The sequence below is a fragment of the Pseudoalteromonas sp. HF66 genome, from assembly GCF_011806445.1.
GTDB lineage: Bacteria > Pseudomonadota > Gammaproteobacteria > Enterobacterales > Alteromonadaceae > Pseudoalteromonas > Pseudoalteromonas apostichopi.
This window is the reverse complement of sequence record NZ_JAATOU010000002.1, coordinates 258,400-283,660: the sequence shown is the minus strand read 5'-3', so window position 1 is coordinate 283,660 and position 25,261 is coordinate 258,400. Positions and strand designations below refer to the sequence as shown.

22 protein-coding genes are annotated in these 25,261 nt (G+C 38.8%); 13 read left to right on the top strand and 9 right to left on the bottom strand.

The window, feature by feature from the left end:
* Nucleotides 1–78: 78 nt before the first annotated feature.
* Both HCZ11_RS04120 and HCZ11_RS04115 read right to left on the bottom strand, forming a co-directional pair.
* Complete coding sequence (locus HCZ11_RS04120) at nucleotides 79–1,098, bottom strand: DUF3080 family protein (RefSeq protein WP_254869065.1); 1,020 nt, start codon at nucleotides 1,096–1,098, stop codon at nucleotides 79–81.
* Nucleotides 1,073–2,431, bottom strand: a complete 1,359-nt coding sequence (locus HCZ11_RS04115; RefSeq protein WP_167657732.1) for an MATE family efflux transporter — start codon at nucleotides 2,429–2,431, stop codon at nucleotides 1,073–1,075. The genes HCZ11_RS04120 and HCZ11_RS04115 overlap by 26 nt, the downstream gene beginning before the upstream one ends.
* A 94-nt stretch (nucleotides 2,432–2,525) precedes the next feature.
* Between HCZ11_RS04115 and HCZ11_RS04110 the strand changes: the two genes are divergently transcribed.
* Nucleotides 2,526–3,152 carry a riboflavin synthase subunit alpha gene (locus HCZ11_RS04110; RefSeq protein ID WP_167657731.1) on the top strand — a complete coding sequence of 209 codons (627 nt, stop codon included), beginning with the start codon at nucleotides 2,526–2,528 and terminating at the stop codon, nucleotides 3,150–3,152.
* A 24-nt stretch (nucleotides 3,153–3,176) separates the two neighbouring features.
* Here HCZ11_RS04110 and HCZ11_RS04105 read toward each other — a convergent pair whose 3' ends face one another.
* Nucleotides 3,177–3,380, bottom strand: a complete 204-nt coding sequence (locus HCZ11_RS04105) for a CPXCG motif-containing cysteine-rich protein (RefSeq protein WP_130051594.1) — start codon at nucleotides 3,378–3,380, stop codon at nucleotides 3,177–3,179.
* 230 nt (nucleotides 3,381–3,610) lie between these two features.
* Nucleotides 3,611–4,477 (bottom strand): fructosamine kinase family protein, encoded by an 867-nt coding sequence (locus HCZ11_RS04100; RefSeq protein ID WP_167657730.1) that lies wholly within the window; start codon nucleotides 4,475–4,477, stop codon nucleotides 3,611–3,613.
* A 112-nt stretch (nucleotides 4,478–4,589) separates the two neighbouring features.
* Between HCZ11_RS04100 and HCZ11_RS04095 the strand changes: the two genes are divergently transcribed.
* Nucleotides 4,590–5,285, top strand: coding sequence for a DUF445 domain-containing protein (locus tag HCZ11_RS04095; RefSeq protein WP_167657729.1), 696 nt, complete (start codon nucleotides 4,590–4,592; stop codon nucleotides 5,283–5,285).
* 50 nt (nucleotides 5,286–5,335) lie between these two features.
* Here the strand turns inward: HCZ11_RS04095 and HCZ11_RS04090 are convergent, their stop codons facing one another.
* Entirely contained in the window at nucleotides 5,336–5,698 is a 363-nt protein-coding gene (locus tag HCZ11_RS04090) for a DUF3718 domain-containing protein (RefSeq protein ID WP_167657728.1), read from the bottom strand.
* 358 nt (nucleotides 5,699–6,056) lie between these two features.
* On the opposite strand from HCZ11_RS04090, the gene HCZ11_RS04085 reads away from it, so the two are divergent.
* The 3 genes from HCZ11_RS04085 (at nucleotide 6,057) to HCZ11_RS04075 (ending at nucleotide 9,575) form a co-directional block, all read left to right on the top strand.
* A complete protein-coding gene (locus HCZ11_RS04085) occupies nucleotides 6,057–6,842 on the top strand; it encodes a hypothetical protein (RefSeq protein ID WP_167657727.1) in 786 nt (261 codons plus the stop codon).
* A 112-nt stretch (nucleotides 6,843–6,954) separates the two neighbouring features.
* Nucleotides 6,955–8,337, top strand: coding sequence for an amidohydrolase (locus HCZ11_RS04080; RefSeq protein ID WP_167657726.1), 1,383 nt, complete (start codon nucleotides 6,955–6,957; stop codon nucleotides 8,335–8,337).
* Between the two features lie 11 nt (nucleotides 8,338–8,348).
* Nucleotides 8,349–9,575, top strand: coding sequence for an amidohydrolase family protein (locus tag HCZ11_RS04075; protein WP_130051588.1), 1,227 nt, complete (start codon nucleotides 8,349–8,351; stop codon nucleotides 9,573–9,575).
* 67 nt (nucleotides 9,576–9,642) lie between these two features.
* On the opposite strand, the gene HCZ11_RS04070 is transcribed toward HCZ11_RS04075, so the two are convergent.
* Nucleotides 9,643–10,842 carry an Nramp family divalent metal transporter gene (locus tag HCZ11_RS04070; protein WP_130051587.1) on the bottom strand — a complete coding sequence of 400 codons (1,200 nt, stop codon included), beginning with the start codon at nucleotides 10,840–10,842 and terminating at the stop codon, nucleotides 9,643–9,645.
* A gap of 305 nt (nucleotides 10,843–11,147) precedes the next feature.
* Between HCZ11_RS04070 and HCZ11_RS04065 the strand changes: the two genes are divergently transcribed.
* Nucleotides 11,148–11,564, top strand: a complete 417-nt coding sequence (locus HCZ11_RS04065) for an MAPEG family protein (protein WP_167657725.1) — start codon at nucleotides 11,148–11,150, stop codon at nucleotides 11,562–11,564.
* 79 nt (nucleotides 11,565–11,643) lie between these two features.
* On the opposite strand, the gene HCZ11_RS04060 is transcribed toward HCZ11_RS04065, so the two are convergent.
* Complete coding sequence (locus tag HCZ11_RS04060) at nucleotides 11,644–13,491, bottom strand: ABC transporter ATP-binding protein (RefSeq protein ID WP_167657724.1); 1,848 nt, start codon at nucleotides 13,489–13,491, stop codon at nucleotides 11,644–11,646.
* A gap of 157 nt (nucleotides 13,492–13,648) precedes the next feature.
* Between HCZ11_RS04060 and HCZ11_RS04055 the strand changes: the two genes are divergently transcribed.
* From HCZ11_RS04055 to HCZ11_RS04040, 4 genes are all read left to right on the top strand, one after another.
* Nucleotides 13,649–14,479, top strand: a complete 831-nt coding sequence (locus tag HCZ11_RS04055) for an alpha/beta hydrolase family protein (protein ID WP_254869064.1) — start codon at nucleotides 13,649–13,651, stop codon at nucleotides 14,477–14,479.
* A gap of 3 nt (nucleotides 14,480–14,482) precedes the next feature.
* Nucleotides 14,483–14,878: a VanZ family protein gene (locus HCZ11_RS04050; RefSeq protein ID WP_167657722.1), complete on the top strand. Its 396-nt coding sequence runs from the start codon at nucleotides 14,483–14,485 to the stop codon at nucleotides 14,876–14,878.
* Between the two features lie 61 nt (nucleotides 14,879–14,939).
* Nucleotides 14,940–15,848 carry a diguanylate cyclase gene (locus HCZ11_RS04045; protein ID WP_130051580.1) on the top strand — a complete coding sequence of 303 codons (909 nt, stop codon included), beginning with the start codon at nucleotides 14,940–14,942 and terminating at the stop codon, nucleotides 15,846–15,848.
* A gap of 119 nt (nucleotides 15,849–15,967) precedes the next feature.
* Nucleotides 15,968–17,353 (top strand): M28 family peptidase, encoded by a 1,386-nt coding sequence (locus HCZ11_RS04040; protein WP_130051579.1) that lies wholly within the window; start codon nucleotides 15,968–15,970, stop codon nucleotides 17,351–17,353.
* On the opposite strand, the gene HCZ11_RS04035 is transcribed toward HCZ11_RS04040, so the two are convergent.
* Nucleotides 17,354–19,510 (bottom strand): ATP-binding protein, encoded by a 2,157-nt coding sequence (locus HCZ11_RS04035; protein WP_167657721.1) that lies wholly within the window; start codon nucleotides 19,508–19,510, stop codon nucleotides 17,354–17,356. It lies immediately after the preceding gene.
* Nucleotides 19,511–19,733: 223 nt separating this feature from the next.
* Here HCZ11_RS04035 and HCZ11_RS04030 point away from each other — a divergent pair, with 223 nt between their 5' ends.
* The 3 genes from HCZ11_RS04030 (at nucleotide 19,734) to gdhA (ending at nucleotide 23,827) form a co-directional block, all read left to right on the top strand.
* Nucleotides 19,734–21,920, top strand: a complete 2,187-nt coding sequence (locus HCZ11_RS04030) for an LruC domain-containing protein (RefSeq protein ID WP_167657720.1) — start codon at nucleotides 19,734–19,736, stop codon at nucleotides 21,918–21,920.
* Nucleotides 21,921–21,922: 2 nt separating this feature from the next.
* Complete coding sequence (locus HCZ11_RS04025) at nucleotides 21,923–22,393, top strand: hypothetical protein (protein ID WP_167657719.1); 471 nt, start codon at nucleotides 21,923–21,925, stop codon at nucleotides 22,391–22,393.
* A gap of 81 nt (nucleotides 22,394–22,474) precedes the next feature.
* Nucleotides 22,475–23,827 carry an NADP-specific glutamate dehydrogenase gene (gene gdhA / locus HCZ11_RS04020; protein WP_167657718.1) on the top strand — a complete coding sequence of 451 codons (1,353 nt, stop codon included), beginning with the start codon at nucleotides 22,475–22,477 and terminating at the stop codon, nucleotides 23,825–23,827.
* 255 nt (nucleotides 23,828–24,082) lie between these two features.
* Here the strand turns inward: gdhA and HCZ11_RS04015 are convergent, their stop codons facing one another.
* Nucleotides 24,083–25,057 carry a transposase gene (locus HCZ11_RS04015; protein ID WP_167657717.1) on the bottom strand — a complete coding sequence of 325 codons (975 nt, stop codon included), beginning with the start codon at nucleotides 25,055–25,057 and terminating at the stop codon, nucleotides 24,083–24,085.
* Between the last annotated feature and the right edge of the window lie 204 nt (nucleotides 25,058–25,261).

Genomic DNA, 25,261 nt, shown 5'->3' with positions numbered 1-25,261 from the left:
ACGGAGGCTAATATATAGCGACTAGTTGTGTGAATCAAGCAGCTTTAGCTATTTTTGTGCTAAGTGCTGGTTTTTTATTCATAACGGACTAATTTCGCACGCTCGATAGAAATCTTGCCACCAAGAAACATGGCTTTTAGCAGACTGTTTAAGGCGGTGTAAAATTGCGTCATTACTTTCGCTATCCACAAAATGGTCCATTTCAGTGTCACGCCATATTTGATGATAAAGCGGTTGTAGGGTTTCTAATCTACCCACCAAGAATGATTGATAAGGTTGTAATTGCTCTAAATAGAATTTTTTAAATACATTACTTAGCGTTTGTGCCTTTTGTTTATTCTTATTGGCAGGGCAGAGATCATCTTTTGAGTATTGCATAAGTTGTTGTGTTAATTGCTGATTGTAATGTGTTTGCGCGCGTGCCGCCGATATTAACAACTTGTTATATTTAAAACGGCTTAACACTTCTAATTGGCTAATGATTTGCTCTGGGTCTATCTCGTTTATTATACCGGTATTAATTTTATTGTTTAATTTAGCAATCTGCTCCATCGCGCTCACGGTTTCACTAAAACCTGCTGAGTTTTCATCGATGAATGTCGAACTTAGCTGCCAGCTTTGTTTAAATTCGCTTTCGTTTAGCAGCATAGCTTTAAAGTAGTTAGGAAGGTTTGCTTGTTTTTGTGCGGCAGTGAGTTTTATTTTTTCAAACAATTCATCTTGTTTTTCAAAGCTTTCTAAACACTCATTTGCGCTTTGTAAAAATTTAATCTGATAACTTAGAATATTAGCGGGTGTTGCCGTTTTACCAAGCTGGTTATTATGCTCAGCGATGAGTGTAGATAGCTTACACTGTCGTAACTGAGCAAGCTCGAGCATGCCAATAGTTGCTTTTTCATCGTTATCATAAGCGAAATGCTTAACGTTCAGTGTACTCGGTTTAGATAGCTTAAAACTATCAGTTTTGAGCACGTTTTCTAATCTTTGTGCGTAGGTGTGATTTACATCGCCCGAAGAGGGCGTGCAGGCAATAAGTGCCGTGCACGCTATTGCGATAATAGAATTTACAAGGCTATTGGTTTTGCAAAAAAGGTGCATGTTTAAATCGCCTATGAACAGTGAACATCAACATAATTGCAGCGGCACTTAAACCCACAATAATACCTATCCAAAAGCCATGAGGGCCCATCGCTGGAACAATTAAATCTGTACGAGCAAGTACGAAGCCAAGCGCAAAGCCGATCAACCAATACGATACAAAGGTGATATAACCAATTGGTGCCGTGTATTTTAACCCTCGTAAAATACCATTGGCAGAAACTTGCAATGCATCAGGTAATTGATAGATGCAAGCTAACACCATTATTGAAGAAGCAAGAGCCAATACTTCAGGGTTGTCAGAATACAATTGGCTAATAATATCTCGCGCAAAGAAGGTCACACTTGCCAGCATAAAAGCGATTATCGCCGCTAAAATATAACTGGTATTAACAGCATTTCTTAACTGTTGATAATGTTGTTGGCCAAATAGGTTACCTATTCGTATGCTAATTGCAATTGAGAGGCTCAACGGCATCATAAACAGTAATGTAGTAACACTTGCTGCAATTTGATGACCCGCAACGGCAACTGCTCCCAGATGCGCTATAAACAGCGGAATACAAGCGAATAAGGTTACTTCAAAAAACGTGGCCAAAGAAATTGGGATACCTACTTTGGTGATGGTCCATAATGTCGCAGGTTTAGGTCCGGTAAAATTTGCTAACAATGCTTTGGCATCAACCTTTTTACTAAAGTGACAATAAACAACCTGAGTTAGCGCCATTGCTGTAAATACTAGTGCGGTGGCAATACCACAGCCAGCGCCACCATAGGCTTGAAAACCTAACTTACCATGTATAAACACGTAATTTGCTGGAATATTTACCGCTAAACCAATTAAGCTAATGTAAAAAGCAGGTTTGGTCATACCCATACCTTCAGTAATATTGCGATATACACTGAAAAGTAAAAAACCGAAAATCCCCCATTTAACAAAATGAATATATTGCTCGGCTAAATGGGTAATAGACTGTGAGGTATCAAGTTGAACAAGCACGGTATCAGCAAGGCTTGCTAGCCCTAAACCAATAATAGCGAGTATTAGGGCAAGATATAATCCTTGTTGAAAGTAGTGGCTAATACCTTGTTTATCATTTGAGCCAGCAAACTGCGCAATAATGCCAGTTAAAGCCAATAAAATGCCCTGCAGTGCGAGCATTAACGGATTCCAAATACCCGTTGCAATAGAGAGCGCCGCCAAGTCCGTTGCACTTACTTGGCCTGCCATCACGGTATCAACAACCGTCATTAAAATAAGCGTTACTTGTGCCAAAAATACTGGAATGGCTAACGAAATTAACCTTTTGGCTTCCCAACTACAAAAAGACATAATTTACACGACTAAATAAACAGGCAGCCATTGTAATCTATTCATAGATCAATAAAAATCGCAGTTATCTATTTAATGAAGAAAAGAGAAAGCGATGTTCACTGGAATTGTGCAAACGCAAGCTGTTGTGGTTAAGGCTAATAATCAAGGTGGTGTGCTAAGGCTATCATTAAAAGTAGGGCAGCAATTTGCTGAAAATCTGAATATTGGTGCAAGCATTGCCGTTAATGGCTGCTGTTTAACCGTCGTTAAGTTTGACTCTGACTCCCTTGGTAGCTGTGTTATTGATTTTGATGTGATTGATGAAACATTAAAGTTGACCAACCTAGGTATGTTAACTTTAAATGATACGGTGAATTTTGAGCGCTCAGTGACCTTTGGTACTGAACTGGGAGGCCATATCGTGTCGGGCCACATTCATTGTATGGCCGAAATACTGTCAATTAACCACCTTCAAGATAACTGTAAAATGCAATTATCATTAGCAAAAGAGTGGCAAAAATACGTGTTGTATAAGGGATTTGTGAGTGTTAACGGTGCAAGCCTCACCGTAGGTGAAGTAGATGAGCTGGGCTTTTGGCTGCACTTGATCCCAGAAACACTGGCTATTACCAATCTAGATAACTATTGCGAAGGCGATAAGTTAAATATTGAAGTCGATCAGCAAACTTATACCATTATTAATACGGTCGAAAATTATCTAGAGCAACAAGCAAAATAAGTATAGATATATAAAATGAGCAAATTAAAAAATTTGCTCGTCATCGCTATCGACATGTAACTCAAGTTTATTGTGTGCGTAATCTATATGCATATTCAAATGGATAGGGTTGCAGCATGCACTGCAATCTTCATAATAGTCTTGGTCACCGTCGCTAGCATCAAGTGCCACATGAATGTGGTGACCACAATGAGGGCATGAAATCCGTTGTGTGTAATGGTCTTTCATCAGCTTTTACCTTAATCAGGCATGCCTGAGTTCGTTAAATTGCAATCTGAATTAAACTCTAAAACATAAAAAATGAATGTAGATTTAATCAGATTGGTATAACTCACTAACCGAATTGTTTATAAGCGTAGTGCTACAACAAACGGCTAGCATCTTTGTTTATACGCCTTATAAGATAAATATAGTCACGTTTAGTAGTTTATGACATCCATTTTACAGTGATTTCGCGGTTATTTTAGTAGCTGCTGAATATGTTGTTTTGCTTCAGTAAGATAGTGCCCGGCAAATATGTTGGCATTATTGAGCATTGGGTATAGTTGGTAAATAGCTCTACGATGCTCGTAACCTACCTGCAGTGGGTAGATATCGTTATAGGCATCATAAAAGCTATCGGGGAGTGGGGCATAAAGCTCGCTCGTTGCAATATCGCATTCCCGATCACCATAATAACAAGCAGGGTCAAACACACTAGGTACATTATTATAAAAGCCCATATTCCGGCGCCAAAAATCACCGTGTAATAGTGAAGGCTCAACAACATGGCTATGCAGAGCATCTTTAACAAAGGCAATAAAGGTATCTTGATCGACAAGCTCTATGCCTTTTTCTTGTAATAGCTGTAATTGCCAACCTATTCGTTCTTCAGCAAAAAATACATCCCATTTTTTGTGCCAGCGATTAGGTTGTAGAGTTGAGCCAAGAAAGTTGTCGTTATCGAAGCCGAACATGGCTTGAGTATGTTTTTGGTGCAAATTGGCAAGATACTCACCCATTTCATGCCAATTAGTATTATTATGAGGCTGTTTATTAAGCTCTAACCATTCAAGCACCATAAATGAAAACTCTATGTTGCAACCTGTTGTTATGCAATCTGGGATCATAAATAGGCTTTCTTGAGTTAAAAGCTTAAGGTTCAAGGCTTCGCATTCGAAGCGCTCAAGATCACTCAAATGAGCTACTTTCACAAAGAAATGATGTAAATCATCACCAATTTGGAAGTATCTGTCGTTATTTGGCGATTTTAATTGGCGTTTAAAGGTATGCTTAAAATCAAAATGCATCGCTTGGCTAATCTGTTCATTCACTGAATTCCACATAATTTTGTTCGCCTTTTAACCATATAGTTAAACTATGGCAAAAAGACGATGAATTAACAAACCCATAGCGTTAATATTATTAAAGTTTATCGAAGTATTTATGAGGGGTCAGATGAATAAAAGTCTCATTACTAATTTAGTGGCGTTTGCATTAGTATTAGTCGGGTTTTTATTTGAACAAGCAATAGTACTTTCTGTTGGTTTATTTGCGTTATCGGGCGCAGTAACAAACTGGCTTGCTATACACATGCTATTCGAAAAAGTACCATTTTTATATGGCTCAGGGGTCATAACATTAAAGTTTGCCTCTTTTAAAGTCGCTATCCGCAACTTGGTGATGACAGAATTCTTCGCTGAAGAGAAAATCGATCAGGTGATGGCTTTAGCAAAACCAAACATTGATTTAGAGCCTGTGATTAGTGAAGTTAACCTCAGTCCGGCTTATGATTCTTTAATTGAGGTCATCGAAAACTCACAATTTGGCGGCATGCTTTCAATGTTCGGTGGGCGTGATGCGCTAGAGCCAATGCGTGAACCTTTCATTGATAAAATGAAAGCAGCGGTGATTGATATTTCAAAAAGCGACGAATTTAAAATGATTCTTGATGAAAAGCTATTTGCCAACTCTCATCTTGGTGGCTCTTTACATAGTACAGTTGAGCGTTTAGTTGATGAGCGTTTGAATGAGCTTACGCCAACAATGGTAAAAGATATCATTCAAACCATGATCAAAGAACATTTAGGTTGGTTAGTGATTTGGGGTGGGGTGTTTGGTGGCTTATTTGGCCTAATCGCTGCGCTAGTATAATGAAGAAGCTTGTAGCAGGCCTTTAAAGACCTGCTACAGTGAATTAATCATTATTTTGAACCAGCAACAACAATCACTGTGTCATCAGATACTTTAGCGATATCCTGGATAGTTGTTTTTGTAGCTGTTTCAAAATTTAAGTATTTTGCTGAGTTATGAAAACCATAAGTGCTTGCAAACTTATCTGTCGACATATCATTGCAAAGTAGCTTTTCTGTCATTACGCGTTTGCTCAAGCGTAGATCGCGCATTGTGCTTGATACGTTTAATGGTTTGTTAGAGGCAATGGCCATACAGGCTTGCGTGCCAACTGAGTCATCTGCGGCGACAAATTGTGCTGCACTTGCATCAGTTGCTGCTAGTGAAGAACCTAAAATTAATGCTGTACCTAGTGCTGTAGTTAACGTATTCATCTTTCTCTCCAGTTGTTGTCCGTATTACGTTTAGTATGTGCAACCTCGCTTTTATGGATACTTCACACTTCCTGTTTGCTGGGCACGTTTAAAGTATTACGCTAAACAAGAACAATTGCTGTTAATGAAAATCGACAAGATGTAAGTAAGTATGTAGATGTGAACAAGCAAAACTAACCGCTTGATAAGTGCTATTTTAAAGTGTGAATTTTGACACAAATAGGCTGAAATCTTTTTCATTTATTTTATTAAAACGTGTTTTAGCTCGTATTAAAGGCTTAATTTTTACGTGGCTGTTACATTTAAATATTAACTCTACCTTTTCTTAAAAAGGCAAATCAGAGTATAAGGAGCATGAGTGACCACGAAATTAGCAGGCTATTATCAACAAGCCTATGCATCTGAATCAAAACACTTTAATCAATGTTTTTATTGTGGTTGTGAAGCAACTGAGCGAGATTTTTGTCCGCCACTACATATGCTGCAAAGCATTATAGATTTGGGCGAAGAGGCTGAATTTATATCAATTCCAACTTGTTATGAATGCTTTGCATTACTGCATAACGAGCGGGTATTGACCATTGATGGGCGAGTTACAAAACTAAAAAAGAAACTTTCAGCAAAATACGCTAAAGCATTAAGAATTTATCACATGTGGCATGAAAGCGAACTTCACGATATGAGTGATGAATTTGTGCACAGCATAAAAGCTGGTATGAAGTTAGGCGCTGAGGCTGCAGAGCGAATTGCATTCCAAGGTTATAGTTATGCAACCGAAGATGCCAACGTAACAATTCGCGAAAAGCGTGCTGAATTTGATGTGCAAGGAAAAGTCTTTTATGACTTTAAAGACGCGCTCAATTATTGCATTAATGATTTAAATGTAGATCGTACTGAATTTTATAAGCTAGTGGTTGAGGATTATAATGGTGATTTTAATCGTGCTTTAAGCCAATATCGGCATAGGCACGAAAAGGTTACAGCAGCTAATGACGCTGATTCTCTAATCAAAAGCTTTGCGAAGCAGCATAAACAAAACTCTGACTTCGTAACTCGGACTGTGAAACATTTTATCAACAAAGATCCTAGTTTAACGACTGAAGGTGCGTTAGAGCAGCTATATAACAACTACATAAAGAAATAGTGTCCTGTGAGGCTGGTTATTCGTCTTGAATATTGGTGACTGGCCTCGTTTAGTCGCATTAAAGTTAACAATTAGTTAAAGTAATCTAATAATAAAAAAGAGGAACGTAAGAATGCAAAAATTTGCACCATCCTTGTTGGTTATGGCGCTTGGTGTCGCTTTAGCGGGCTGCCAAGACAATGGCCCACAAGATCCAAAAGTCTCAATTAATAAAAATCCATACCCTAGCACCTATCAGCCACTTGCATCACAAAGTACTTTAATCACTAATGCAACTGTTTTAACAGGCACTGGTGAACGTTTAGATAACGCAGATGTTTTCTTTGTTGATGGCAAAGTACAGCAAGTAGGTAAAGACCTTTCTGTACAAGCTGACAAAACGATTGATGCAGAAGGCAAATGGGTAACACCTGGAATTATTGATGTGCACTCACATTTAGGTGCATACCCAACCCCATCAGTGGCATCTCACCAAGACGGCAACGAAATGACCAGCCCAGTTACTGCAGAAGTATGGGTCGAGCATTCAGTATGGCCACAAGATCCTGGTTTCAACCGTGCTCGTGAAGGTGGTATTACGTCATTACAAATTCTACCTGGCTCAGCTAACCTAATTGGTGGTCGTGGTGTAACACTTAAAAATATTCCTTCGCACACAATGCAAGGTATGAAATTCCCTGATGCACCATATGGTTTAAAAATGGCGTGTGGTGAAAACCCTAAACGTGTTTATGGCCGTAAAGGCGTTTTACCATCAACGCGTATGGGTAACATGGCGGGTTATCGCACAGCGTGGATTGAAGCAACTGAGTACAAACGCGAGTGGGATAAGTACGAAAGTGATTATGCCGCGGGTAAAAACCCTGCTGCACCTCATCGCGACATTAAGCTAGATACTTTAGTTGGTGTGTTAGAAGGTGACATTTTAATTCATAACCACTGTTATAAAGCAGAAGAAATGGCCATGATGATCGACCTTGGTAAAGAGTTCGGTTATCACTCAGGCACTTTCCATCACGGTGTTGAAGCATACAAAATTGCTGATTTACTTGCTGAAAATGGTAACTGTGCGGCACTTTGGCCAGATTGGTGGGGCTTTAAAATGGAAGCCTACGACATGGTTCAAGAGAACGTAGCAATTGTTGATGCAGTTAAAAATTCATGTGCAGTGGTTCACTCAGACTCAGATACAACAATCCAACGCTTAAACCAAGAAGCTGGTAAAGTTATGTACCGCGCGAATGATGTTGGTTATGACATCTCTGAGCAACACGCAATCAAATGGATCACCTCAAACGCGGCTAAATCGCTGGGTATTGATGATAAGACTGGTTCACTTGAGGCAGGTAAGCAAGCTGATGTGGTTATTTGGAACCAAAATCCTTTCAGTGTTTATGCTAAAGCAGAGCAAGTATTTATCGATGGTGCCAAAGTTTATGATCGTAATGATGATAAATACCAAGCACAAAGTGATTTCATGCTAGGTCAAAAATAGGAGTAACATTGATGACAAAATTAACTAAATCATTAAAGCTGTCACTTGTTGCTGCTGGCTTATTTTCTGCGACAGCAAGTGCTGCATCGGTAGCGATTGTAAATGCAACACTACACACTTCAACAGAGCAAGGTGTGTTAGAAGGCGCAAGTGTTGTTATTGAAGATGGCAAAATTGTTGCTATTAACCCGGCATCTATCAACGCTGATACAACCATTGATGCAAAAGGCCAAATCGTGACTGCTGGCTTTATCGGCACTATGAACCAATTAGGTCTAGTAGAAGTGGGTGCTGTTGCAGGTTCACGTGATGGTGGTGACGACAAAGCAGGTATCGATTTTGATCCAAGCCTTGCATTCAACCCACGTAGTAGCTTGATCCCTTATGCACGCAAAGGCGGCATTACTCAAGATGTGATTGTACCAAACGGCGGTGAAAGTATATTTGCTGGTCTTGCATCTGTAGTTGATTTATCTGGTAGCTTTGAAAGTGTAAATAAAAAACAAGTTGCACTTGTTGTTCACCTAGGCGAAAAGAGCAAAGGCTCACGTGCTATGTCGATGAAAACACTTATCGACAAGCTTGAAGGCGAAAAGTCAGCTAAAAAAGATGACAAAAAAGAGCCATCAACAGAGCAAAAAGTCCTAGCATCTGTACTTGCTGGTGATATGCCTCTGATTGCGAGTGTTCAGCGTGCATCCGACATTTATGAACTTGTTAAATTAAAAGAAAACTATGGCATTAACTTAGTGATTCATGGTGGTGACGATGCTGTCGTGGTTGCTGATACGCTAGCAAAAGCTGATGTACCTGTGATTATTAGCTCAATGGCAAACTTACCGGGTAGCTTTGATTCATTACATGCAAACCTTGCTAACGCAGGTAAGCTTGAAAAAGCGGGTGTAAAAGTCATTATTGGTGTTGCCGGTGACTCAAGCCATAATGTTTACCAATTACGTTTTGATGCGGGTAATGCAGTGTCTTATGGTATGAGCCAACAAGGAGCACTTAGTGCAGTAACCAGCAACATTGCTGATGTTTTTGGTTTAAACTCAGGCGCAATTGCTAAAGGTAAACGTGCAAATCTAGTTATGTGGTCGGCAGATCCATTTGAGCTTAACTCACACGTAAGCAAAATGTGGATCAACGGTGAAGAGGTTTCAACAGAAGCGCGTCAAGATAAACTACGCGATCGTTATACAACTGACTCAGCGATGCCACGTGCTTACACAAAATAAGCGCTTTAGATATCAAAAAGGCCGCACATTTGCGGCCTTTTTAATGCATATGTCGTAATAGTAAAATTTAAAAAATTAGATTGCTGAGTTTATAAAGGCTAAGGCCAAATATAAGTAGTAGTACCGGGGCGACTACAAGGTTAACAAGCAAGGAGTTGGTGTGTTCTTTCATGATAGATTTTTGATTAACTAACCAAACAAGGTAACAGGTAACGATTGGGAGTAATAAACCATTAGCCGCTTGCGCAAAGATGATGACCGCAACAGGATCAAGTCCAAGTGATGCGACAAGTGAGCCAAAAACGAGGATAATAATGGCGACAAGTTTAAACCGCATATCACTCATTTGTGTTGACCAGCCAAGCATACCGCAAACAGCATAAGCACCAGCAAGTGGGGCAGTAATTGCGCTAGTTAGGCCAGCTGCACATAAACCGATAGCAAAGAAATAATGTGCCATACCACCTAGGAGAGGCTCTAGTTGCACGGCCATATTAGCCGCTGATATTTTTCCTGCATCGCTACCATAAAACGCCACTGATGCCGTTGATAGAATGGCTAAGGTTATTATACCTCCTAAAGTAATCGAGATACTGGTATCAAGGTTCGTTTCTTTAATTACTTTGTTAATGTTTTTAGAACTATCGTGTTTTTCAGCAAGTACTCCTGAATGTAAAAACAGGTTATAGGGCACAATTGTTGTGCCTATCAAGGCCAGTACCGTGGTAATTGAATCATTTGGTAAGCTCGGTATAAAGCCCTTTAATATCTGATTAAGAGGTGGAGCGGCCATAACGAGCGTTGATATAAACACTAAGCTCATCAACACCACTAAAACAATTAACGCACCTTCAATTACTTTGTGCTTGCCAGTGTACAAAAGCACTGCACTTAATACTGCAATAAGTGGTGTCCATAACATTGGGCTGACAGATGGCATAATTTCTTGCAGCCCTAAACTTGCACCAGTCAGATTGCCCGCTTCATAGGCAGCACTACCAATACCAATGGCGCTGATCACTAATATCGCTGCGAGTGCTTTAAAAATAGGTGTTTGAATGGTTGTCCTAAGTGCAGACGCTAAATCTTGCCCAGTAGCTACGCCGAGACGGGCAGCCATTGATTGCAACAAAATAGTTGCTATGACAGAAAACAATAACGTCCAAATAAGAGCAAAGCCAAAATTGGCACCTGCAACACTTGCAGTAGTGATGGTTCCTGGGCCAATAAAAGCGGCGGTGACTAGAAGTCCGGGACCTAAACGCATGATAAAACCTTTTATTATTATTTGTTTAGTGTTTTAACAATAAGATGAAAAACAGCTAACGTTTTAGAAAAAGATCTTAAGGGTATAGAGACTCAAGGTTAGGGTAAAGTAAAAGAGATGATTATCTTTGTAGATATCATCAAAACATAAGAGCACGTTGAAATTGTAAAATTTATACAGTTTACGAAGTAATGGTGTAATACATTTGAAGTTGATAAAAATTGTATCTATAAATCAATAGGTTATTTTGGTCGGGTTTTTGCAATATATAGGCTTACTTGTTGTTGAATAAAAGGATATAAGAAATGCCTGTACTTACTTTTTCAGCCTATTTTGCTGTGTATGTTTATCTAATTATGCTGACTATTCAGTGGATAATCGCGGCTGTCAGTAAAGCAAAGCAGCCAAACGCAGTGCCCGGTAAGATAGATAATTCTTTGAGTCATGATAGCTTTGTGTTTCGCTCGCATCGAACATTTATGAATACTTTAGAAAATAGTCCGTTGTTCTTAGCGACAGTATTTCTGGGTTTTTTTCTAAACTTGAATAGTAGTGCATTTGCGCTTTGTATATGGGTGTATGTGATCGCCAGAATTATCCATATGCTTTTGTATTATATGATAGCAACCGAAAAGAACCCGAGCCCACGAAGCTATTTCTTTTTAATTGCTGCAATGGCTAATATTGTAATGCTGATCTTGATTGGTTTACGCTTAATTTAAAGTGTAAAAAATGAATAACTACAAAGAGGCATGAGCAATTACTCAGTGTTGATGCCTCTTCGTAGAGCGTTAAAATTAACTAATCAACACCAATAAAACCACCAGTTTGATGTGACCACAGAGCGGCATAAATCCCACCTTGTGCAATTAACTGTTCGTGAGAACCTTGTTCAACCACGCCACCTTCATCAAGTACAATGAGTCTATCCATTTGTGCAATAGTTGATAAGCGATGCGCAATTGCTATAACCGTTTTACCCGTCATTAAATCGTCTAAGCTGGTTTGAATTGCCGCTTCTACCTCTGAATCAAGGGCACTAGTTGCTTCATCTAATATCAAAATTGGAGCATCTTTTAACAGTACACGGGCAATAGCAATACGCTGTCGCTGACCACCTGAAAGCTTCACACCTCGCTCACCGACTTGTGCAGCAAAGCCTTTATTACCTTTGCTATCTTCTAAGTCTTCGATGAACTCAAGTGCCTTAGCTTGCTTTGCAGCAGCGAGCATTTCTTCTTCAGTTGCATCTGGCCTGCCATAAAGAATGTTGTCTTTTACAGAGCGATGTAACAGCGAGGTATCTTGCGTCACCATCGCAATATGTTTACGTAAACTTTCTTGGCTTACATCAGCGATGTTTTGACCATCAATACGGATAGTGCCCGAGTCAACATCATAAAAGCGCAGTAATAAGTTCACTAGGGTCGACTTACCAGCGCCAGAACGACCAACTAAACCAATTTTTTCACCTGGTTTTATATCAAGGTTTAAGCCATTGATAACAGGGCCGCGATGGGTTTCGTTAGCCGCTTTACCATAGTTAAATTGCACATTCTCAAAGCTTATCGACCCTTTATCAACGTTAAGGGTGCTCGCATCTGTTTTATCATCTACTTCAATCGGCGTTGATAGGGTTTTCATACCATCAGCAACAGTACCAATGTTTTCAAACAGGCTACTGATCTCCCACATGATCCATTGTGCCATACCGTTTAATCTAAGAGATAAACTCACTGCAATAGCGATAGCCCCAACACTGATGGCACTAATAGACCACAGATACAATGACAAAGCGGCAATGCTAAATACCAGCAAATAATTAAGAGTATTGATAGAAAAGTTCAAGCTGGTAACTAAACGCATCTGCTTATATACCGGCTGTAAAAACACATCCATGCTGTCTTTTGCGTATTGCTCTTCACGCTGCGTATACGAGAATAATTTGATTGTTGAAATGTTAGTATAACTATCAACCACACGTCCGGTCATTTCCGAACGCGCATCTGCCTGCGAGCTGGCTACTTTTTTGAGTTTGGGCACAAAATACATCTGAATTGCAGCATAAAGGACTAACCAAACTAACAATGGCAGCATCAAACGCCAGTCAGATTCAGCGACTAAAAATACCATGGCACCAAAGTAGACTACGATATACATTAGTACATCGAGCAGTTTCATCACTGACTCACGAACAGCTAATGAGGTCTGCATGACTTTTGTCGCAATACGACCAGCAAATTCGTTTTGATAAAAGCTAACACTTTGACGAAGCAAATAACGGTGCGCTAGCCAACGGATAGACATAGGGTAGTTACCCAGTAGCGCTTGATGTAACACTGCTGAGTGAAAAAATACAACTATGGGCAATACTACCAGCAGCACAATTGCCATTTTTGTAAGCTCAGCCTGCTGCTCAATAAATAAGGTATCTGGGGTGTATTGACCGAGCCAATCAACTAATTGCCCCATATAGCTAAAAAGCGAGACTTCTAGAATCGCGAGTGCAGCTGCGCTTAAAGACATTAATAGCAATGAGAGTTCCATGCCTCGTGTATAATGACGACAAAAGGCGAATAAGCTATTAGGTGGTTGAGAAGGTTGCTCTTTCGGAAACGGATTGGTCATCCGCTCAAATAAACGATACATAGACGACGCTTTTTAATAATCAAAGTAACCTTACTATACCATTTGAGTGTATTTTTAGCAGTTCATTTAATTTAAAAACTAATATTAAAATCTATCACTATTCAATTATTTACATCTAGTCGTATAAATGAAAATATAATAAGAAAAAGGAATTATGATGAAAAAGTTTCTCTGTACGTTATCGATCATTTTCAGCTTACCGCTTTATGCTTATCAAACCGACACCTATACGTTTAAAGGTAAAAAAACAGCCATAGAAAAACCTGTGACGGTGACGATACCGGATGGCTATCAAGAATCAAAAAAATACAATGTTATATATGTCTTACATGGCTACAGTGGCAATCATAGTGATTGGACAAAGCTTACAGATATAGAAAAACTAGCAAATCAATATGATGTTATCATTGTTAATCCTGATGGTAACTATGGCTCTTGGTATCTAGATTCAGATATCGACAAAAGTTCGCAATACGAGACTTACATCGCTGAAGATTTAGTCAATTATATAGACTCAACCTATTCGACCAATCGGTCTAAAAGTGGGCGTGCAATCACAGGCTTATCGATGGGAGGGTTTGGCGCGTTGCATATTGCTATCAATAACCAAGCACGGTTTGCTGCAGTATCAGGAATGTCTGCGGGGGTCGATGTTAGGCCGTTTAGTGCAGAGTTTGACCTTGCAAAAGTACTCGGCAGTTACGCTGAAAACAAAGAAAAATGGGATAGCATAGCCATTATTAATAACCTTCATAAAATTGCTGCAGGCAATACGGCATGGAAAAAGGGGGCTGATACCTTACCGATTATGCTTGATATTGGTGTAGGTGATTTTTTTATAGAGCAAAACAGAGCACTACATCAAGCTATGTTAGACCTGCGTATTCGCCATGATTATATTGAACGCCCAGGCATTCATGACTGGCACTATTGGAATAAAGTAATTGCCTATCAATTTTTATTTTTAACCTCTCATATGGCGCCATAAAGGATGTTTCAACGTATTCTTGTGTTAATTGCCATAGGCTTTTTTGGTTTTATAGGTTGGGTTATTTACCTTGCTAATACCGGACAAAAGTCGGTATTTTTTGATCTCGTTGCAGTCATTCCTTACGGTGATAAGTTGGGGCATTTTTGCTTATTTGGTCTACTCACGTTATTCATCAACCTTGCCTTTAAATTTAAGATAATGGCTGTAGGGGGACGACCTATCTATTTAGCTGTGTTGATTGTTAGTACGTTTGTGATTTTAGAAGAGCTAAGCCAGTATTTTGTCGAATCGAGAACATTAGATTTTATCGATTTAATTGCTGACTTTGCGGGTATCGCAGTATTCAGTGCTATTTCAGCTTGGCTTTGCAAAAAGTTATATCCAACTAAGAGCTAAACTTTCAGTAACTTGCTTGGTTTCGTCTATAATCAGTGTAGACCAAGCCTAAAAGTTGCGTATGAACAGAGATACCTCAGATTATTTGTCAGATATTATTGATCTATTACTCGATGCTGTATGCGTAGTTGATGCCAAAGGTACGTTATTGTTTACTAATCCTGCCTTTGAAACAATCTTCGGATACACACCAGAAGAAGCTATAGATAGGAATATGCTGGACTTTGTTTACCCAGAGGACAGGGCCAAAACTATTAATGCCATAAACCAAATTGTGGTCAATGATCAGCATCCACGATTTGAAAATCGTTGGGTAAGGAAAGATGGCAGAGTGGTTCATGTATTGTGGTCTGTCTATTGGTCAAAAGAAAAACAAGTCAGAGTGGCTATCGCTTATGACATAACAGAGCAAAAAAATCTCGAACAAAAACTGATATATATGGCGGGACACGACCCCCTCACCGATCTTCCTAATCGTAGTTATTTAACTACCCAACTTGAAGAGTCATTATCAATTGCAAATACTATTTCAACAGTGATTGCAGTACTTTTTATCGATATAGATGGTTTTAAGCAAGTTAATGATGTTCATGGCCATGGCGCTGGCGACAAACTATTAAAAACGATTGCAATGCGCATTCGTCATGTTTTGAGAAAGGAAGACAGTGTAGGGCGCTTAGGCGGCGATGAGTTTGTGGTTATTCTCAATAGCATTAAACACAAAAGTGATGTTATTAAAATCGTTGATGAGCTAATAGCGGAGATATGTCAGCCTTTAGTTTACAATGATGCGGAGCTTACCTACTCACCCAGTATTGGTGCCGTGCTGTTTCCTGAACATTATGGTGATGCTGAATATTTAATTCAGTGTGCCGATAAAGCCATGTACAAAGCAAAGAATGAAGGGGGGAATCGTATGGTTTTTTATAATGATGGAATAAAGTTACCCGGCGCTAAAAACACAGGTTAGCGTATCATAAACTACAGCAGGTATATGGTTTCAACCTAATAATTTGTTTTCTAACTCATAACTATTGCACGAAATGAAATATTAGTTAGCCTTGAATGATTCATTGAAGGAGTGAAACTATGTTTAAGCGTAAAATAATAACAAATAGTGCTTTTTTTAGCTCATCACTGTTATTGGTAGCGGCGGCTCATGCCACAACACCTCAATATAAAGAACAACAAGCTTTGCATGAAATTGCAAGTGCCGTTTCTAAAACACGTATAGAGCAAGATATTCAAACGCTGGTTGACTTTGGCACTCGCCATACTCTCTCTGAGACGAAATCAGATACGCGTGGTATTGGTGCTGCAAGACGTTGGATCAAGTCTGAGTTTGAGGCGATTTCTAAAGCTTGTGGTAACTGCCTAGAAATCATTGAAGTAAAAGACACTATTTCCGGTGAAAAGCGTATTCCAAACCCGGTTGAAGTTGTCAATATTGTGGCTATTCAGCGCGGTCAAGTTGATGCTAATCGCATGGTTATGATGTCGGGTGATATTGATTCGAGAGCCTCTGATGTAATGGACTATACCTCAGATGCGCCAGGGGCTAACGATAATGCATCTGGTGTGGCTGGCGTGCTGGAATCGGCGCGAGTTTTATCAAAGTATAAATTTAATGGCTCAATTGTTTATGCAGCTTTATCTGGTGAAGAGCAAGGCTTGTTTGGCGGCAAAATTTTAGCTAAATACGCTCAAGATCATAATTGGCGTGTTCATGGTGTTTTAAACAACGACATGATTGGTAACTCAACGGGCATTAATGGGGTAACAGATAACACAACTGCACGTATCTTCTCTGAAGGTACTCGCGTTATAGAAACAAAAGAGCAAGCCCATAAACGCCGTTTTACGGGGGGTGAAGTTGACTCTGCAAGTCGTAACCTTGCGCGTTACATAGATACAATCGCAGACCGCTACATTGAGAACCTGGATACCATGTTGATATATCGACTCGATCGTTTTGGTCGAGGAGGGCATCATCGTCCATTTAACGATGTTGGCTTTGCGGCTGTGCGTATTATGGAAACCAACGAAAACTACAACCAACAGCATCAAGACTTACGTACTGAAAATGGTATTACCTATGGTGACACCATTGACCATGTTGATTTTGCCTATGCAGCGAAATTAACTTCACTAAATGCGGTGACTATGGCTTCAATAGCGTGGGCTCCAGCACCGCCAACGGGCGTTAGTATTTCAGGTGCTGTAAAGCCAAGTACAACCTTAGCGTGGGATGAAAGTGATGATCCAACGGTGGTTAGTTATAAAATCTATTGGCGTTATACCAGCGAACCACAATGGCAATTTAGCCGTGATGTTGGCAAAGTAACAGAAGCAACACTGAAAAATGTCGTGATAGATAACTACTATTTTGGTGTTGCTGCTGTGAACAAAGATGGTATTGAATCACCGGTTGTATTTCCTGGTGATGTTGGCGCATTCGAATGGCCAAACAAATAACTAAATAGGAATAGTTAAGTCATAGCGAACACCACCCAGTTCGCTATGAGCTGCCATAATACGCCAGTTATGGGCTTCGACAATTTGTTTTACAATCGCAAGCCCAATTCCTGAACCTGATTGTTTCACTGTTTTTAAGTCTGGCACTCTATAAAGATGGTCAAAAATCTTTGCTAAACTCTCGTCGCTGACGCCAGGGGCTGAATCTTCATAGCAGATTAATAACCGTGTTTGGTTTTGGCTAATCGTAAAATTAATTTTCCCAGGCTGCTGCGTGTACTTAATCGAATTACTGATTAAGTTTGCAAATAATTGTGAAAGCCTTGTTGCATCACATTCTAGTGTTAATTCATCCGTTATATTTTGTGTGAACCCAACTTCAAACTTATCAAGTTGAATAATCATATCTGCGTGTAAGCTTTGGAAATACTCTGCAGCATTAATTTTTGTTAGGTTGAGCTGAAAACTATTTTGTTCAAGTAGTGATATTTTATTTAAATCACTGACTAAAGTAGCCATGTCGGTGATTTTTTGGTTGAGCTTTTCGTAAGTGAGCTCATTAAATTGAGTTAGGCCTGCTTGAAGGGTTTCAAGGTGTAAGCGTAAACCCGTTAGTGGACCACTTAGCTCGTGAGCAACTTGTGATAATAACTTACTACGTTGACTAATTTGTTTATCTAGATAATTTCGACGCTGTTCAATGAGTTGTTTTCTCTGTCTCACTCTTAATAATGCGATGCCCATTACAGCTAAAAGCAAGCTAAATATTAAAATACTATATAGGATAGTTTGGCGCTGAGAGGCAATAGCTTGGCTTTTTTCATTATCTTGTAGCTTTAAATCTTGAATAGCCAAGTCGCGGTCGCGCATAGCAATGGAGTTTTGCAGCTCAGCTAAACGTTGATTGTAGTTGTTACGGGCAAAACCTTTTTCAAGCTCAGTAATCGTTTTTTGATATAAAAATGCCTGTTGATAATCTGTTTGTTTTTCTGCCACTGTTGTCAGATGCTCAAGGGCAATGATTTGTTTTTGTTGTTTATTCTTGGTTTTACTTAATTGGTAGGCTTGCTCTGCATAATGTTTAGCTTGTTTAAGTTCAGTAGAGCCAATATATAGTTTTGCTAATGTGAGTAACACATCTATATATAAGTGATCGTCATGTTTGAGCTCAGTGATCACTTGTTCTTCAATTGCTAATGCTTGTTCTAGGTTATCCATTTTTAGCAAATTTATAGCAATATTATGGTTTGCCCAGGCAGAATTTCGAGTGCTGTTATAACTCGCAAACACTTGTTGTGCTTGTTTAGCGTAATCCAGTGCTGAAGTGTAGTTTTTTAGCCCATATTCACATTGTGATAGCTTAACAAGACTATGTCCGATATCAGAAAGAGCTCCAGTTTGCTTATCAAAATATAAGGCTGTGTTAAATTCGCCTTTTGCTTTTTCGAATTGTTCTAAATCTAAATAACTTTGCGCAATTGAATAACTCATACCAGCTTGCAGTGAAATAGACGGCGACATTTTCTGAATTACTTCTCGACGTTTTAATTTATATTCGAGAGCAAGGGTCAAACGATCTAACTGTTCAAGGTTACGAGAGTAACCTTGGTATAGTATCTCTTTTTGTTTTAATGTTAATTCGCGTTTATCGTTGTGAATGTACGTCTCTAAAAGGGTTAAGGCTGCTTGGTACTTTCCAGAATTATGATAAGCACTAACAAGGCTCGCCACGGCATCAATCTCATAATCAGTAAATTGCAAACGCTGAAAAAGGGCAACATTTTGTTGAGACAGTTGAATAGCGGTCTCTAAGTCATTTTGTCTGTATGCCAATCGCGCTTTAGCTAGATACAACTCGCTATAAATAGGGGAGTCGTTTTTGTATTGGGGCATGGATTCAAGTTCATCAAAAATAGTTTGCGCTTGTTGAAACTTTCCTAAGTGTATATAAACGTGTATCAATCTAACATTAAAGCTTATTTGCTCTGCAAGGCTGGCAGTTTCGATAAGGTGCTTATCAATACTTATTAAATACTCATAACGTTTTTGATAGTCGCTGATTGTACTGGCTTCATCAATGTTGCTTTGCAGCGTTGATGCAAAAGCACTGCTGAGGTATAAGATACAAAACAGAAGGTAAGAGGTTTTAAGTTTCATAGTGCGGTTTATTATAAATTTATTCCGCATTAGTTTAGCATGCCATTCTTTTAAGTGGGGATGATTCGCTTATGTGACCAAAAAGAGTTGCATTTTGCAATTATCCTTCTCGCATCTTGCAAGTAATTTGGATTGCTCGTTCATAAGATATTGTTACAAAAGTATTTATTTTTTGGAATAGTTGCTGCTTTAAATAATTTCACATCCACAGGAGAGTGTCATTATGAAAAGTAACATAACCGTTTATCTACTATTCGCACTTGCAACGGGCTTCGTAAGTGCAGCACCATTTCAGCAGTGCCCAAGTAAAGCATTTTTGATTCAGGGAAAACCCGCGCAAATGTTTGGCGTTGACCTAGTATCTGCTAAATCTACAGTGCTAGCTGCAACACTCAATTTTACTTCAGAAGCTAACAACGAAAGTGTCAATGCGGTTGGCTTTAATTATAAAGACCAATATATGTATGGCTTTAGTAAACAATCCCCGAAAAGTGTTGTGCGAATTGGTGACGAATACATATTAGAGCGGTTAAATGTAAATGGACTACCAGACACCAACTTTTATGTTGGTGATATTCAGGTAAATAGTGAAACTAATCAGGCTATTTATTATTTATATCACCCTAAATTTGGCTTGTTTGGTATAGATTTAACAGAACCATCTGATGCGTATCAAGCAGAATTAGTAGCGGACTCAGCTAATTGGGGGTTAGCTATTTATGATTTTGCGTTTCATCCTCATAGCAATCTTTTATATGCGGTTGAGTCAAATGGCGACTTATATGAGATAGATTTAGATAATAAGACACCCACTTTTGTCGCAAACCTCGACATAGCCGGCGATACCGGTGCAAATGGTGCCAGTTATTTTGATGTACAAGGCCAGTTTTATTTTAGTAATAACCGCAGTGGTAAAATCCATAAAGTAGATTTAGGTAAAAGCCCTGTAGATGGTTATACACCGACCGCTTCAGTATTTACTTTGGGGCCTACTTCAAACCAAAATGATGGTGCACGCTGCGCTATCGCAGAAGTAAAAGTAACTGATAATTCAATAGACTTTGGCGATGCACCCATGCCATATAAAACAGTACTTGCTGATAGCGGTGCCCGTCATTTGTTTGACCCTAATGAAGACCAATCAAATTTGGTTTATCTAGGCGCATATGTTGATGGTGAAAATATCAACATAGAAGCAGATTTACAGGCATCTCCGGTCGATAGCTCTGATGATGGCGTTAAGTTTGTAACTGATTTCGTTGCTGGCTCTACTAGTCAGGTAATAGTAACAGCCCCTAATGATAATGGTTATTTATATGCTTGGTTTGATTGGGATCAAAACTTCCAGTTTGACTCTGATGAAATTACAGTGAGCAAATATCGCTTAAATCAAGGTGATAACAGTGTACTAGTCGATGTACCTAGTGATGCTGTAATGGGGGCTACATGGGCTCGTTTTCGTGTGACCGATGGCAGTGAGTTAAGCCCAATTACAGCCAGTGGTGGGGTAACAGGTGGCGAGGTAGAAGATTATCCAGTAACAACATATGGTAGCTTGGTATACCCAAGTGAAAATGGCTGGGTAACCCTTGCTTATGAAGATCAATGGCCATTTGCCGGTGATTATGATTTTAATGATTTAGTTGTTAATTATCGTACAAAGTTAATAGAGAAAGATGGCCAAGCGCTTGGTTATAAGATTGAAGGAGAATTAGTAGGAATAGGCGCAAGTTACCATAACGGTTTTGCTGTTAGATTAGCTCAGTCCTCAGGTGGAAGTTTAAAGCGAATATTACGAAACCAAGTAAATGAGAGCGAGATTAGTTTAATTATTAATAATGAAGTGCAAACACACACCGTGTTAGAAGAAGGTGTTGATGATGCCATTCTCATTATAATGCCAGATACTTGGTCGTATGTAAGCAGTCAAAGCGGGTGCAGTTTCTTTCGTACTGAGAATGGTTGCTATACCAGTAGTAAAGTTGGTTTTACTTTGAGCGTTTCTTTAAATACCGGTGTTTCTTCAGTAAATGCACCGAAATACACTTTAGATCCTTTTATATTTGGAGCAGCTGATTTCAGCCATGGGCAATTTTTAAGTGGAAAAGACCCAAGAAGTTGGGAAGTTCATTTAAAAAATCAAGCACCGACAGAAAAGTTTGACCAAAGCTTTTTTAATTACCCTGAAAGTGATGATGCATCAAATAACCTATTTGGATATTACTTTCAATCACCTACTGGTTTACCTTGGGCTATTGAGGTTGGAGCTGAGTGGGCACATCCAAAAGAGAAAGTTGATATAACATTAGCTTACAGCGAATTCAAAATATTTGCAGAGTCATCTGGGCGTGAAAGCACACTTTGGTTTAATAGTGCAAAGCTGGAAAATGTTATTTTACGAGGAAAATAATCATGAAATATTATACTTTAATAACTTTTAGCCTAATGTTGTCAGCATGTGGTGGCGAAAGCAACTCATCAATTAAGACAGAAAGTGCTATACAGACACCCACCACAAGTACAGCTACTGAAACAACTGGAACAGATATAAGTGTAGAAACAGAGACAATGGTGGACTTAATGATTGAACCGGAATTTGATTTAAGTAGCAAAATGGAACTAAGCGTAGATGTTGATTTAAACATGGGTGATAGCAGAGCGTATGTAAATATTTGTCTAAAAGGTGATGATAACAGAGCAGATTACAGCCAGTGCTTACTGCGTGCTCCATTAAAACAAAGCAAATTGTTATCTAGTGTGATGCTTGCAAACAATGCGATACAGCTGGTGGCTGAAGTGTGGTTTTATGACTCTCAAAATGAGCCTCTACGTTTTTATTGGCAGTATGATGATAGGCAACCATCCGTGTTTAGTATTCGCTAAAATAAGTGATCGATATTATGTTTTTTTAAGTTTAATTTTAAGAGACCGATTATTTTCAACAGCTTAAAATAGGATTTTGATATGCAATATATAGAAGAGGTACTGCAAACTGTAAAAGAGTCTAACCCAAACGAACAAGAGTTTTATCAAGCTGTTGAAGAAGTGTTGACATCAATTAGTCAGGTAGTTGAAGCTAATAGTGAATATCGAGAACATGCTATATTAGAGCGATTAGTTGAGCCTGAAAGACAGGTAGTTTTTAGGGTACCTTGGCTTGATGACAATGGCAAAGTCCACGTTAACCGTGGTTTTAGAATTGAATTTAGCTCGACCCTAGGTCCATATAAAGGTGGCTTGCGTTTCCATCCGAGTGTTAATCAAAGTGTGGTTAAATTTTTAGGCTTTGAGCAAGTTTTAAAGAATTCACTGACAGATTTACCTTTAGGAGGAGCCAAAGGTGGTGCTGACTTTGATCCAAAAGGTAAAAGTGATAATGAAATTATGCGTTTTTGCCAGTCATACATGACAGAGCTTTATCGTCACATTGGTGCAAATACAGATATTCCTGCTGGCGATATTGGTGTTGGCACTAAAGAAATAGGTTACTTATTTGGTCAATACAAACGCATCACTAATCAATTTCAAGGTGTACTTACCGGAAAATCAGAAATTATGGGTGGTTCAGCTTTAAGAACAGAAGCAACTGGCTATGGTATCGTTTACTTCTTGAGTGCAATGCTAGATGCTAAAGGTGAGTCCTTAAGGGGTAAGAGGTGTTTAGTGTCTGGAGCTGGTAATGTTGCGCTATATCTGATGGAAAAACTCGATGAATATGATGCAATAATACTAAGTTGTAGCGACTCAAAAGGTACACTGTATTGCAAGGATGGGCTTGACGTGAAATTAGTTAAGCATTTAAAGAAAGAAAAAGGAGCTGAGCTTAGGGATTATTTGAACAAGCATAAAGATGCTGAATTTACGCCTGTTAATCAATACCCTAGTGAAGGTCATCAAGTATGGCAATATGAAGCCGACATTGCACTTCCGTGTGCAACACAAAATGAAATTACCGAAAAAGATGCTTTAACACTTGTAGAAAATAACTGTTTGATCGTGTGTGAGGGCGCAAACATGCCAACCACAGTCGATGCGCTTAAAGTATTTAAAAAGCACAATGTCTTTTTAGGACCAAGCAAAGCAGCAAATGCGGGCGGTGTTGCCACGAGCCAATTTGAGATGGCTCAAAATGCAAGTATGCAAAAATGGCGGCCGAAACAAGTTGATGAAAAGCTTCAGCAAGTTATGAAGTCAATTTTTGATACTATTTCATCGACAGCTAAACAGTATTCTAATGAATACGACCTTGTACTTGGTGCGAATATAGCGGGGTTTGAAAAAGTTGCAGATGCAATGTTAAAACAAGGTGTTGTGTAATGCTTCATAATTAAAAAATATTCTTTTTAGTAATATAAAATGAAATATAAAAAGACACCCACTTTTACTTATGTAAAAAGTAGGTTGTCACAGCCTTTGGTTGAGCACATTATATATACAAATGATATTTAGTTCTTTTTCACTATTTGAATTTAAGTTTTAGTTATTAATTCTAGCTAAAATAAAATTCAAAACGTAGACATTTACGATTTATAAAATAGAGAAATAAAAGTAGTGATTGTATAGTTTTAGAATTTAGCAAAACAAAGTTTGGCTATTAGCTATTGAGCTTCTTCGTTTTCTTTTCATGAGTATTGCATGAGCTGTAATTGCTTGCTCTTTACCAGCTACATTTTTAAATGAACGTGTAAATGAGGTCGTGAGTGAAAGCCAGTTGCTAGCACTTATATTTAACCTTTCTATAATTGGGGCCGCTTCATCAGGTATTTTACCTGGTTTATTATTTCGTATAGAGCGGCCAGTCCAATCAACGAGTTGCAGGTATGTTTTTAGGTCAAATGGCAGACCTTTAGGTGTACGTTTATGTTGCTCACCAGCAAAGCGCATGAGTGCTTTCGGTTGCTTACCTGTTTCAGATGATTGAATTCGCATTTTAATACTTGTGTAGTCGGACTTTTCTGGTAAATCAGCTGCTTTGGCTCTAATCGGGTTTAAGTCAACATAAGCAAGACAAGCAGCAAGCGCAGCTTCATCTAGCAAAGCTTGTGATTTGAAACGGCCTTCCCAAAATCGCCCTTTGCAACCATCTTCTTTATTGGCCTTTCGAGCAATACCTTCATTAAGAACTCGCATAAACCAACTAATACTGCTTAGCCTTTCTCGATAAATATTAATTCGAGCATTTAAAGCTGCGAGCTCCGCCTGTGTAAGTAATTCACCACTTAAATACCGTTGACATAAAAAAGAGCTTTTAAACAACTTGTGCCATCTTATAAGAATAGCTTTATTATTTAATCGCTTAGATTTTTCTAAATTAACATGGAGTACCAAATGAGTGTGATTGCTCATAACAGCATAAGCACAAATATCAATACAAAATATATTGCCAAGCTGAAGTAATTTCGTTTCAACCCAATCGCGCCGGTGCTCATAAGAGCGACCAGTAAGTGGGTCTTTTCCACATAAATAAGCGCGGCGAACGCAACGTGAAATACAGTGGTAATAAGGTGTGTTTGAAAGGCTAATTAAGTTCTTCCGTGGTGTTGCCATGCTCTTCTCCTCCATGAGTTGAACATTTTAAGTTTAGTCATAATTTTGAGAAGTGAGAAATATTAAGTTGGGTGTCTTTTTTAAATTTATCTTTTTAAATTTATTCTTTAGAAATAGAGTTGAGTTTCCTCTTTAGAATTAAAATGGGTGTCTAAATATCTTTTCATAATTTAGGAGTCATAATAAATTTAAAAAGCTCAGGCG

Coding starts and splice junctions, on each gene's coding strand:
- HCZ11_RS04065 (WP_167657725.1), top strand. CDS start 11,148: ATGCCTGTACTTACTTTTTCAGCCTATTTTGCTGTGTATGTTTATCTA.
- HCZ11_RS04120 (WP_254869065.1), bottom strand. CDS start 1,098: ATGCACCTTTTTTGCAAAACCAATAGCCTTGTAAATTCTATTATCGCA.
- HCZ11_RS04090 (WP_167657728.1), bottom strand. CDS start 5,698: ATGAATACGTTAACTACAGCACTAGGTACAGCATTAATTTTAGGTTCT.
- HCZ11_RS04080 (WP_167657726.1), top strand. CDS start 6,955: ATGCAAAAATTTGCACCATCCTTGTTGGTTATGGCGCTTGGTGTCGCT.
- HCZ11_RS04045 (WP_130051580.1), top strand. CDS start 14,940: ATGAACAGAGATACCTCAGATTATTTGTCAGATATTATTGATCTATTA.
- HCZ11_RS04030 (WP_167657720.1), top strand. CDS start 19,734: ATGAAAAGTAACATAACCGTTTATCTACTATTCGCACTTGCAACGGGC.
- HCZ11_RS04025 (WP_167657719.1), top strand. CDS start 21,923: ATGAAATATTATACTTTAATAACTTTTAGCCTAATGTTGTCAGCATGT.
- HCZ11_RS04095 (WP_167657729.1), top strand. CDS start 4,590: ATGAATAAAAGTCTCATTACTAATTTAGTGGCGTTTGCATTAGTATTA.
- HCZ11_RS04105 (WP_130051594.1), bottom strand. CDS start 3,380: ATGAAAGACCATTACACACAACGGATTTCATGCCCTCATTGTGGTCAC.
- HCZ11_RS04075 (WP_130051588.1), top strand. CDS start 8,349: ATGACAAAATTAACTAAATCATTAAAGCTGTCACTTGTTGCTGCTGGC.
- HCZ11_RS04100 (WP_167657730.1), bottom strand. CDS start 4,477: ATGTGGAATTCAGTGAATGAACAGATTAGCCAAGCGATGCATTTTGAT.
- HCZ11_RS04060 (WP_167657724.1), bottom strand. CDS start 13,491: ATGTATCGTTTATTTGAGCGGATGACCAATCCGTTTCCGAAAGAGCAA.
- HCZ11_RS04110 (WP_167657731.1), top strand. CDS start 2,526: ATGTTCACTGGAATTGTGCAAACGCAAGCTGTTGTGGTTAAGGCTAAT.
- HCZ11_RS04015 (WP_167657717.1), bottom strand. CDS start 25,057: ATGGCAACACCACGGAAGAACTTAATTAGCCTTTCAAACACACCTTAT.
- HCZ11_RS04115 (WP_167657732.1), bottom strand. CDS start 2,431: ATGTCTTTTTGTAGTTGGGAAGCCAAAAGGTTAATTTCGTTAGCCATT.
- HCZ11_RS04055 (WP_254869064.1), top strand. CDS start 13,649: ATGAAAAAGTTTCTCTGTACGTTATCGATCATTTTCAGCTTACCGCTT.
- HCZ11_RS04035 (WP_167657721.1), bottom strand. CDS start 19,510: ATGAAACTTAAAACCTCTTACCTTCTGTTTTGTATCTTATACCTCAGC.
- HCZ11_RS04070 (WP_130051587.1), bottom strand. CDS start 10,842: ATGCGTTTAGGTCCCGGACTTCTAGTCACCGCCGCTTTTATTGGCCCA.
- HCZ11_RS04050 (WP_167657722.1), top strand. CDS start 14,483: ATGTTTCAACGTATTCTTGTGTTAATTGCCATAGGCTTTTTTGGTTTT.
- gdhA (WP_167657718.1), top strand. CDS start 22,475: ATGCAATATATAGAAGAGGTACTGCAAACTGTAAAAGAGTCTAACCCA.
- HCZ11_RS04040 (WP_130051579.1), top strand. CDS start 15,968: ATGTTTAAGCGTAAAATAATAACAAATAGTGCTTTTTTTAGCTCATCA.